The sequence below is a fragment of the Terriglobia bacterium genome (assembly GCA_036496425.1).
Classification (GTDB): Bacteria; Acidobacteriota; Terriglobia; order 20CM-2-55-15; family 20CM-2-55-15; genus 20CM-2-55-15.
Window position 1 is genome coordinate 48,617 of record DASXLG010000271.1, and the last position, 10,978, is coordinate 59,594.

7 protein-coding genes are annotated in these 10,978 nt (G+C 60.5%); 1 reads left to right on the plus strand and 6 read right to left on the minus strand.

Going from position 1 to position 10,978, the window contains the following annotated elements; genetic code table 11:
* Positions 1–3: 3 nt before the first annotated feature.
* From VGK48_19795 to VGK48_19815, 5 genes are all read right to left on the minus strand, one after another.
* Positions 4–1,956 (minus strand): ATP-binding cassette domain-containing protein, encoded by a 1,953-nt coding sequence (locus VGK48_19795; GenBank protein ID HEY2383424.1) that lies wholly within the window; start codon positions 1,954–1,956, stop codon positions 4–6.
* On the minus strand, positions 1,953–3,155 hold the full coding sequence (locus VGK48_19800; protein HEY2383425.1) for an HlyD family efflux transporter periplasmic adaptor subunit: 1,203 nt from the start codon (positions 3,153–3,155) through the stop codon (positions 1,953–1,955). Before VGK48_19800 ends, VGK48_19795 begins: the two co-directional genes overlap by 4 nt.
* A gap of 108 nt (positions 3,156–3,263) precedes the next feature.
* A complete protein-coding gene (locus VGK48_19805) occupies positions 3,264–5,972 on the minus strand; it encodes an Hsp70 family protein (protein HEY2383426.1) in 2,709 nt (902 codons plus the stop codon).
* Positions 5,962–7,728, minus strand: a complete 1,767-nt coding sequence (locus tag VGK48_19810; GenBank protein ID HEY2383427.1) for an Hsp70 family protein — start codon at positions 7,726–7,728, stop codon at positions 5,962–5,964. Before VGK48_19810 ends, VGK48_19805 begins: the two co-directional genes overlap by 11 nt.
* On the minus strand, positions 7,725–8,246 hold the full coding sequence (locus VGK48_19815) for a DUF2760 domain-containing protein (protein HEY2383428.1): 522 nt from the start codon (positions 8,244–8,246) through the stop codon (positions 7,725–7,727). Before VGK48_19815 ends, VGK48_19810 begins: the two co-directional genes overlap by 4 nt.
* Before the next feature lie 208 nt (positions 8,247–8,454).
* Between VGK48_19815 and mutM the strand changes: the two genes are divergently transcribed.
* Positions 8,455–9,330: a bifunctional DNA-formamidopyrimidine glycosylase/DNA-(apurinic or apyrimidinic site) lyase gene (gene mutM, locus VGK48_19820; protein ID HEY2383429.1), complete on the plus strand. Its 876-nt coding sequence runs from the start codon at positions 8,455–8,457 to the stop codon at positions 9,328–9,330.
* 109 nt (positions 9,331–9,439) lie between these two features.
* On the opposite strand, the gene VGK48_19825 is transcribed toward mutM, so the two are convergent.
* Positions 9,440–10,783, minus strand: a complete 1,344-nt coding sequence (locus VGK48_19825; GenBank protein ID HEY2383430.1) for a hypothetical protein — start codon at positions 10,781–10,783, stop codon at positions 9,440–9,442.
* Positions 10,784–10,978 lie beyond the last annotated feature (195 nt).

Genomic DNA, 10,978 nt, shown 5'->3' on the forward strand with positions numbered 1-10,978 from the left:
TCCTCAGTCCTCGCTGCCGATCTTGCCTTGCTCCCGAGCCTTTTCCACAATAGCGATGAATACGTCTTCCAGTGAGAAGCGTCCTTCAATCGCGCTCAGAACATGGACACCCGCGGCTTCGAGCGTTCTGGACGTTTCGGCGATGGCTTCTCCGGCGTCGCCTTCCGTGATGAGGTGAAGACGGTCGCCGAAAAGCGACACCCGCCATCGTTCCTTTCCGGTTTTCAGCAGGTCCGCCGCGCGCTGCGGCTTGTCCGTGACAAATTCGAGCAGATGTCCTTTCTGCTGCTGGCGCACCGCCGTGGGAGTGCCCTCCGCGACCAGTTCTCCGGCCACCATCATGCCGATACGATTACATTGTTCGGCTTCTTCCAGATAATGTGTCGTCACAAGGATGGCTGTACCGCTGTCGGACAGCCGGTTGATCATTCTCCAGAATGCGCGGCGGGCGAGCGGATCGACGCCGGACGTCGGCTCGTCGAGAAAAAGCACGCCGGGTTCGTGCATGATGGCGGCCCCGAAAGCGACGCGCTGTTTCCAGCCGCCCGGCAGGCTGCCGGTCATTTGTTCCTCTTTGCCTTCCAGCCCGGAGAAGGAAAGAACCCAGCGGATCTTTTCGTCGCGTTCCTTTTCAGGGACGCCGTAGACTCCCCCGAAAAATTCCAGGTTTTCGCGCACCGACATGTCGTCATATAGAGAAAACTTCTGCGACATGTAGCCGATGCGTTGCCGGACGCGCTCGGAACGGAGATTCCCCGTTTCTCCGGCCAGTTCAACCGAGCCCTGTGTCGGTTCGAGCAGTCCGCACAACATTTTGATCGTGGTTGTTTTTCCGGCTCCGTTCGCGCCCAACAGCCCGAATACCTCACCGTAGCGGATTTGGAGGTTGACGTTATGAACGGCCGTAAACGCTCCGAACTGCCGTGTGAGGCTGGTGGCGCCGATCGCGATCTGGTTGCGAAGTTCGCGGAAGTCGCGCCTGGCAGGGAAGGGAAATGCGTGGGGCTCCTGTCCCAGTGCGCGGAGTTTTGCGACGAATGTATTTTCGAGCGTGGGCTCCGCGGTGTGGATTTCATCTTTGGTGATCCCCGCTTCGCGGAGCCTGCTCTCGATTTCCTTTTCCGCGGCCTCGGGATTCGGGGACAGCAGATCGAGGCGATCCCCGAAGCGCTGGACGTCGATGATCGTTCTATCCGGACCGGCAATCGGAGACAGGACAGCCTCGGCTTTGCCGAGATCGGGCGTTCTTAATTCCAGCCGTTTGGAGCCCAGGCTGGCACGCAACTCGCGGGGCGTGCCGATCTGTTGAATGCGGCCCTGAAAGATCAGGCCGATGCGATGGCAGCGTTCGGCTTCGTCCAGATATGGCGTTGCGACGAGGATCGTGAGACCGTTTGCCGCCAGATGCGCGAGTGTGTCCCAGAACTCACGCCGCGATACGGGATCGACACCGGTCGTCGGTTCGTCCAGCAGCAGCACCTGAGGCTGCGGCACCAGAGCGCAAGCCAGGGCAAGCTTCTGCTTCATCCCGCCGCTCAAGCGGCCGGCGAGACGGGCGGCGAAGCGATCCATGTCGAACATGCGCAGATATTCCTGGCCTCGTCTGGCGATTTCCGCAGGCGGTACCTGCCGCAGGTCACCGATGTACCGGATATTTTCCGAAACGCTCAGATCGGGATAGAGGCTGAACGACTGTGTCAGGTATCCGGTCTGGGATCTCATTTCGCGGGCAGGACGCCCGAAAACATCGGCGACACCGGAGGTCGCCTCCATGACTCCGGCGAGGATCTGAAATGTGGATGTCTTTCCGGCGCCATCCGGGCCGATGAGCCCGAAAATTTCGCCTTTGCTGACTTCGAACGCGATCCGGTTTACGGCTTCGAGCGTCCCGTAGGATTTGCGAAGGTCCTGTACCCGGATCGCCGCCGCATCGGCGGGTTTGCTTTCGACCGTCATTCCGGTGTTTTTGTTGTGGGCCAGCTTTCCCCTTGCGTGAGAACTTCGCCGTCGGCGGGCATGCCGGGTTTCGCGTAGCCTGTCCCGCTTTTCAACTGCAGTTTCACGCCGACCACCTGTTTGACCCGGTCTTCACGGAAATATGTGTTCTCGGGAGTAAACGTGGCTTGCGGATCAATACGGGAAACATAGGCGTCGATGGGCTGCTTTGGATTGGAATCCAGATAGACACGCGCGGGTTGCCCGAGTTTGACGTTGCCGATCTGACCTTCGGAGATGAATCCGCGGAGATAGACTTTCGAGAGATCCACCATGGAAACGATCGCCGTTCCGGCCGTCACAACTTCACCGGGCTCGGCCGAGCGCACGACGATGACGCCGGCAAAGGGAGCACGTACAGTCAGGTCTTGCCGGTTGGCCTTGGCCTCGGCAAGCTGCGCTTCGGCCTGCGCGGTCTGCGCGGCTGCGCTGGCGATTTCCGATTCCTGCTGCGCGATTTGCCGCCGGACGGTCAGCGTTTGAGCTTCGTGAATGTCGGGATTGGTGAGGTTCGCCTGAGCGGATGTCAGGGCGCCTTGTGACGATTCCACGCGCCGTTTCGCCGCCGCGACGGTTGCGGCCTGCTGGTCGGCAGTGACGTTTGCCTGCAGGCCCTGGCGTTCGGAGACGGCTCCGGACTTCGCCAGACGGGTGTAGGCCTCCTTGTCGAACATCGCGATCTGATAGGCCGCCTCCTGTTGCGCCAGTTCCGCCTGGGATGCCGCCAGTTCGGCTTCCGCCTGGTGCACGCGGCCCTGAGCGTCCATCTTCGACTGGGATGTTTGAAGCTGGCTCTGCTTTTCCTGTTCCTGAAAGACGCTGATTTGATCACGCGCCGCCTTCGCCTTGGCTTGCGCTTCGGTAAGCGCGGCGCGCGCGGCCTCTTCCCGGGCGCGGATCTGTTCGTCGTCGAGGACGGCGATCACGTCTCCTCCGGCAACCGTGTCGCCCTCGCGGAAACGGACTTCGAGAATGCGGCCAGTCGTTTTGGGAGCGACCGCAGAGTCGTCGCCCTCGATGCGTCCGCTCAAAGCGATCACGTTGGGAGGCAGGGCCGGCATCGCGAAGAACAGCCGCCAGATCAGGACGGCGATTCCTGCAATAAAGAAAAGTGCAATAAAAGGAAGGACCTTACGGCGGGTCGCGCGGTTCTCAGTCACAGTCACATTTTCGACTTTGAAGGGGAGGAACACAAGAAGCACAAGAGGCACAAGAAAAACGCGGCTTTTTCTTGTGCCTCTTGTGCTTCTTGTGTTCCTTCCCCGGCTTTATGCCGCCAGTCCCACCGGAAGCGTGTCGCCGAAGGCCCGGGCTTTGTCCGCCTCCTCCATTTGCACCGCATGCAGGAGCAGCTGTTGCCACGATTGCGGCGCTCCCGCTCTTTTCAGAATTTCCAGGGCGCGGTCGCGTAACGGTTCATCCAGATCGCGTGAGCGGTCTCCAGTGAGCCGCGCGATCTGCGTGATTGCGAACAGGGCACCTTCCACATTCTGGGAATGCGCCTGCAGAAGAACATCGAGCCAGGAGGCAGCCTTTTCCGGATCGACTGCCCGATGAGCGCTGCCGTACATCGGAACGCGGGCGCCGACGCGGCCGAGAGCCCAAGCCCAGGGGCCGTGTGTCATGGCATGCGGCGCGATCCAGTCTCCGAGTTCCGCTTTATCTTCCGGACTGAGGTGTTCCAGCGAAACGGCCAGCCGAACCATTTCATCCAGACTTTCCGGCTGAACGCCCTTGAGCTTCGGGATATTCTTTACGGACGGGGAGCCGAGCCGGCGCTGGAGGTGAGGCCGGAGATAGTTCCAGATTTCCTGCTGCCGAGTATCGGTCAGGCCCCCGGCGATCCGCCGCCACATGATCCAGAATTCCGTCCATACACGTTTATCGTTGTGCGCCTGTATACCTGGCGAAAGCGTGGCGGTCTGTTCCGCTCGCCAGTCATCCAGCGGATAACCGAACCCCGGCCGTAGCGTGTATCCCACGAGCTGAAACCATATCCGCTCGTGATCGGGCGATTTGCGGCGCCTTTTCGCCCCGGCGAACAGCGCTGTCCACAGTTCCCGCAGGACCGGCGCGCGCCACTGTTCGCGCGGGCCAAGCGTTTGTTCCAGTCCGCGCCATAGCCGTTTGATATCCGTGGTGATGGGCGTGCCCGGCGTCGGTTGTCCGCCGAATATCTGTTCGATCGAAGTGCGTGCTTCGGAAAAACGCGGCGGCATGGATTCGATGATCGTTTCACCAGGCGATGCGGAAGATCCGCGCAGTTCGAATTCGAGCCGCCATTGTTCGCCGGTCACGCCCGAGACGCACCATAGTTGCAACGTGCCGATCTCGGTCAGAACGGCGCGAAGATGCACCGGAACCGTCCCGGTTTTGTTTTCGCTGCTTTTGAGCAGCGTATGAATCGGCGGCAGCGGGTGCAGGTCGTCTTCGATCGTGACGATATCGCCCGAAGCGGCGATCCGGTCGGAAGTCGATGTGAACAGCGGAAATTGCACGGGACGTCCGAGGGTCAGGTTGAACGTGCGATCGCTGATTTCGGCAATGCGGCCCTCTTCCTGGCCGCGCGGAATGACGCAAAGCGCTTTCGGCTCGCGTTTGCTTTCCAGCCCGACATAGAAGGCGTGCGCCGTGCCGCCGCCGATCCTGCGTCCCATTCCGCGGCGAACGAGAGCGTAGTATGCCGCGCCGCGGGCAACCGCCAATTCCAGGGAATCATGCTGGAGCACTCGAATACGCTCGATCGAGGAATACCACGACGAGACGACTTCAACGAGCCGTGCCGCGATTCGAGCGGAGTTGAACACGCCACCATTCAGAAGAATCGCATCGGGAGGTCCCGCCTGCCCGTGCGTCCGGAGGAATGCCGCGATCTGGCGTGTGATCGCCGGATCCTGCGCATAGGGCAGGCCGAATTCCTGCAATGCCATGCGCGTTGCGCGGCGCGGCATATCATCGACGCTGCAATGCGGAAAAAATCCGTCCAGGACGATCTGCGCAATTTCTTCCGCGTCGAGCTGGGTGGAAAGCGATCCGCCCACCATGCGGCTCCCCTCGCTGACGACCGAGAGATGATAATTTTGCGGCGGCCGCTCGCCGAGCAGCGATTCCTTTGCAAGCCGGCTGACCTGGACGAGCTGGCTCCATTGAGAGGGCCTGAGCTTGCCTTCCGCTTTCATCTTTTCTTCGGCCCGTCTGGCGATCGCGGCATCCATGTTGTCGCCGCCCAGCATCAGGTGATCGCCGACGGCGATTCGCCGCAAGGTATGCGCGGCGCCCGTCTCCACGAGAGTGAAATCCGACGTGCCGCCGCCGATATCGACCACCAGCACGAGCTTGACGCCTTCCAGCTGCGTATCGAGGTCATTCCGGTGGTTCGCGATGAAATCGTAGAAGGCCGCCTGCGGTTCTTCGACCAGGGTGAATTTGTCGAAACCGGCCTCGCGCGCGGCGTTGACGGTCAGTGCCCTGGCAATTTCATCAAAGGATGCCGGAACCGTGATCACCACCTCCTGCTTCGCGATCGGACTTTCGGGATGCGCGGAATCCCAGCTCTGCAGGATGTGCCGCAGCAGGCGGGCAGAAGCATCGACGGGAGAGATCTTTGCAACATCCGGCGGCGCTCCCCACGGCAGAATAGCGGCGGTACGATCGACCGCGGAGTGAGAGAGCCAGCTTTTGGCGGAGATCACGAGACGGCCGGGGACGCGTGCTCCCTGCTCACGGGCAAACTCGCCGGCGAGGTCGCGTGGAGCGGGATCCCAGGGTAGCGCGATGGCTTCCGGCGGCAGCTCATGTTCTCCTTTTATATAGATCGCGGAAGGAAGAAGGGGACTGGGACCGGCATCCCCAGCGTGACGCACCTGTGTGATCGGAAAATCGGCGACCGGCGCATTCGCACCGCCGGAAGGATCGACAAACGCTACTGCACAGTTCGAAGTGCCCAGATCGATGCCGACAAGATATTCACGCGACATCCCGTTCACCGGTTCGTACGTTCAGTTCGAGATTCCAGTGGCCGGATCCGCCCTTTTCGAGACAGCGCAGCTCGAGCGTGCCGACTTCCGTGACGGCCGCTTGCAGGTTGACCGGAACCAATCGGCCGGATTCACCTTTTAAAGAGGTTTCGATCGGAGCCACCTCTTCGAGTTCGTCGCTGCGCGCCGCGTCTTCAACCGTGTCGCCCACGCGATCGTCCCGCCGCACGGATGACGCGAAGAATCGGAACACTGTGGGTTCACCGACTACCAGCGCAAATTCCTGCGGTGGGATGTCGGCCTGCGTGCCTTCTTCCATTCCGAACGGCGCTACACATACCGCGCGAACGGGCGGTTCGAAGCCGGGGACCGCGGGCATCGCGGCTTCGACGCCCACGTAATAAGCGCGAGCCGTTCCGCCCCGAATCCGGATTCCGTGGCCATGGCGGACCCAGCCGTAATAAGCGGCGCCCCGCGCGACGGCAAGGTCGAGGCCTGCGCTTTCGAGTTCTTTGACGGCGGAGCCCCCGTCGGCCGCCAGCCATTGGTTGACGACCTCGATGACCCGGGCTTTCAGGACGTCCGCTTTGAAAACGCCTCCGTTGAACAGGATGGCTGTGGGATGGACAAACGATCGCCCCTCGGCAATCCGGGACTGGCGTGTGAGGAACGCCGCGAGATGCCGTGTAATGGCAGGATCCTGCGCGTACGGCAAGGCGACCTGAGTCAAACCCGTGCGGCGGGCCGACTGCGGCGTTTCTGATACCGGAACCTGCGGCATGAAACCGTCGACCAGGATGCGCGCGAGGTCCTGGCGCGTCAGTTCGAATTTCAAAGTTCCACCGACGAGCGCAGATCCGCGGCTGACGACGGAGATCGGCGCCTTTGCGAGTTTCGGATCCGCGAACAGCAGCTCTTTGGCCTGCCTGCAACCGTAGGTCAAAGAGGTGAACTGCCAGGCGTCGAGCTTGCGGTCCCGCGCAAGATTGTGCGCGAGCGTCAGGTCCATATTGTCGCCGCCCAGCAGAATGTGGTCCCCGACGGCCATGCGGGTCAGCTGAAGATCGCCGCCTTCCTCGGTGACGCGGATCAGCGAAAGATCGGTGGTGCCTCCGCCGACGTCGACAACCAGGATCACATCTCCAAGTTCCACCTGTTTGCGGAAACTGTCGCCGGATTTTTCCAGCCAGGCATACAACGCCGCTTGCGGTTCCTCGAGCAGCGTTACGTTTTCGAGTTGCGCCGCGCGCGCCGCTTCGATCGTCAACTCCCGCGCGGCCGCATCGAAGCTGGCGGGAACGGTCAGGATCACTTCACTGTAGTCGATGTTCGCGTGCCGCAGTGCGCCCGCAATGTGCCGCAGGTACCGGGCCGACGCATCCACCGGCGATACCTTGTCGACGTCGGCCGGTGCTCCCCATGGGAGAATCTTCGCCGATCGATCCACACCCGAGTGAGACAGCCAGCTTTTGGCCGACACCACCAGCCGCGTTGGAACTTTCATACCATGCGCCCGGGCAAATTCGCCGGCGATGACTTCACTGTCCGGCTGCCACGGCAGGGCCAGCGTTCCTTCGGCAAATTCGTCAGCCTGAGGCAGATATAAGAAGGATGGAAGCAGCGCGCGCTCTTCCAGCGTGCCGGGCGAAGTAAGCTGGGGAATCGTGACGCCCGCTCCTGTCGATGCCGCGGCAATCTCGCGCCGCGCGACGGCGCAGTTTGTGGTGCCGAGATCGATGCCGATGACGCTGTTCATGCGAGTTCCACTTCGGCGGGCGCGGCCACGCGCGGGTCGAGAGCCTCGGAGATTTCCGGCACATGGATGTCGGTGACGACCCATCCGTGGTGCTTTAATGTGCCTCGAAACGGCGGCTGCCCCGTCACATTCCCGGTAAGGCGAATCCGTTGTGCGTCGAAACCGGCTGGGACTGTCAGCGCCTGCCCCTCCGAGCCACTGGACGCCGGCTGAAACTTGAAAAACTGATCGAGCACTTTCCGGCAGCCCGCATGCACGATCCGCCCGGCCGCTCCAATGTCTTCATCCGAGAAGCCTGTGACGTCCTGACGGATGAAATCGATAAAACGGCCCTCCCGCTGCAGCGCCGAAAGCAGAACCAGCGCGGAAGCATGTGCGCGTTCCGGCGGCATCGCTGCCTTTGCCCGTTTTGCCTGAAGCTCGCTCAGCCCCTCGACAACATCGCTCGCATAGCTGCCATGAATAAGAACCCGCCAGGCCAACTTGATTCGGTCCAGGAAACGGATGTTTTCGCCCATAACAAAGAGTGTAACAAGGTCGTAGGTTTTAGTTTTTTTGACAAGGTTTTTAGCCGCAGATGACGCGGATGACGCAGATGGGGCGCAAAAACGAACTTTGGAGGCGCCCCATCTGCGTCATCCGCGTCATCTGCGGCTAAAAACGCCTGGTTGGGCGGCATAGCCGCGCTATGCTTTTTGTGCCCTTTGTGGCTAATCTCTTTGTGGAATGCCTGAATTACCTGAAGTTGAAACGGTCCGGCTGGGTTTGCAGCCGGTGCTCGAAGGACACCGTTTTACGCATGTCGAAACGCGGCGGGCCGATCTCCGCGCGCCGTTTCCCTCCGGGTTTGCGCGCCGCCTGACCGGCCGCCGTGTGTTGCACCTGCGGCGGCGGGCGAAATACATTCTGGCGGATCTCGATAACGGCGAAACCCTGGTCGTCCATCTTGGCATGAGCGGCCGCATGGCGGTGTACGCGACCGGCAGCGAGCAGAGACCTGGCCGGTTCTACTACGAGATCGCGCCGGCCGCCGCCGGGCAGGGCAAGCATGATCACGTGGTGTTCGAGACGGATGCGTCCGCCCGCATCGTGTTCACCGATCATCGCCGCTTCGGCTTGATGACGCTGATCGAGACGCAGAAGCTCGACGCCCATCCTTTATTCAAAGGACTCGGCGGCGAACCGCTTTCGGCGGAATTCACCGCGGCATATTTGAAAGGTGCGCTCAAAGGGAAGAAGACGCCGATCAAGTCCGCGCTGCTCGATCAGCGCGTCATTGCCGGCCTCGGCAATATCTATGTATGCGAGTCGCTGTGGCGGGCCCACATCTCTCCGAGGAAACTGGCCCGGCGGGTCAAACCCGCCCAAATGGATTTGCTGGCCCCAGCCATCCAGTCGGTCTTGCGTGAGGCGGTCAAAGCCGGCGGTTCCTCGTTGCGCGATCACAAACGGGTCGACGGGGAACTCGGCTATTTCCAGAAGACCTTCGCGGTCTACGATCGCGAGGGTAAAAAATGCAAAACGCTGAACTGCACCGGCGTGATTAAACGCATCGTCCAGGCCGGCCGCTCCACGTTCTACTGTCCGGTCTGCCAGAAATAGGGCAGGACTTTATTGCACCATTGCAACATTGGAAGTTTTTGCAGTTCTAAATTGAAATGCAGCAACTTCTAATGTTGCAATGGTGCAATAAGACCTTCTATGCCTCGTATTATTTCTTTGGTTTGTCGTCGAAGATATCAAGTATCGCCGCGGGAATATCGTCATCGGGTTTGTCCCATCCGGCTTCGAAGTATTTCTCCCAGTTCTTTGCCCAGGGCCGGCCATAGTAGTCGACATAGCGATCGTTGTTCGGTGCGATTTGCGTCGGTCTGCCGTCGACGTTGACGATATTCGACAGGCATTCCACATAGGTATGGCGAAGTGCCGGGCTGTCGAGACCTGAGATGCGGGTCCAATGCGTGGTCGACCGTAACGGCGCGGCGAAGGCTTCCGGATCGTAGAACACCGTTTCCACGGTAAGACCGGCGAAGTTTCCTTTGTCGTCGCGAGTGGGGCTGACAATCTCAATCGTCTCCAACTTATCGCTGTATTCGAACATCGCGTGAGTGATCGTCCATCCCTGAACATTGGCGGTCCAGGAGATCAACGTATCGCCCCTCCAGAATCCAATCGTCTCTCCATACCACTGGGGGACCTGCTGCACGTGCTGTCGCCCGATCAGAACCCGGCGCAGGAAGTTGTCGGCGATGCCGCCGAGAAACTGGACTTGGTAGGGAGTCGTCATCACTTCGATCGGCTGCTGCACGGCATATTGGGTGTAGTACCGTAAAAGGCCTTCCGGATAACAGAATGAGGCATTCCACTGCGGCGCGTTCGTCACGGCCTCGTGAAAGGCTCCTTGAACCATGCGTTTCTGGTATTCCGGAGTAAGCAGCGAAAGTATGGTGCTCATCTGGTTGTTGTGCCCCCAAAGCCACTGGTTCGGGGCGTCAAGCTGATCGTTCCGGCGGTAGAAACCGTCCCAATCGGGAACCGTCTGCTTCGTGTGCTTTGTCGGGCCGCCTGCCTTCACGGCCTCCGCCATCAGAGCCTCATAGTGCTCTTTCGCGCTTTTATAAGGATAGGGGCTCTTGATTTTTTCCACGGGATAATCCCTGGAACAATCGGCCCAGCCGGCAGTGGCTGGCGGATTATCGCCCATGCGTCCGTCGGCCCAGATCTCCGCAAGCATCTCCGGCGCGTTGCAGCGGAAATAGCGCGGGTCCGACCACAGGTCCTTGTCTTTATAAAAATTCTTTGTGGTAAAGAGATCGACCGGCAAAGCGGCGGGGTGAGGAGTGCCGGGAGGCAATGCTCCTGGAGGTAATCGCATCACAGTGCCGCGAGCGCCCGGAATCGGTCCAATCGGGCCGCCCCGCTGCGCCGGCGCAGCTCCACGTTGCCCGGTCTGTTGCCCGGCACCCTGTGCGAGAACACCTGTCACCGGGGCCAACACAACCCCGATAAACAAAAAAAGCGCACAGTCCATCATGGGCCTCAACCGAATCGTCATTTGTTTCACTCCTGGCACTGCAGTTTGGTCTTCCTGCCTTAATCGCGACATTATCTTATAGTAACGTTCACGACTCCAATTTCAGGCGTTGATGCGGATCTGCGAGCGCATCAGCACGACCCCATAGGGGTGCTGCGTCGAGAGCAAATACTGAATGGTGACGGTACGATTCGGCTGGTCCCAGTTGGTATAGGG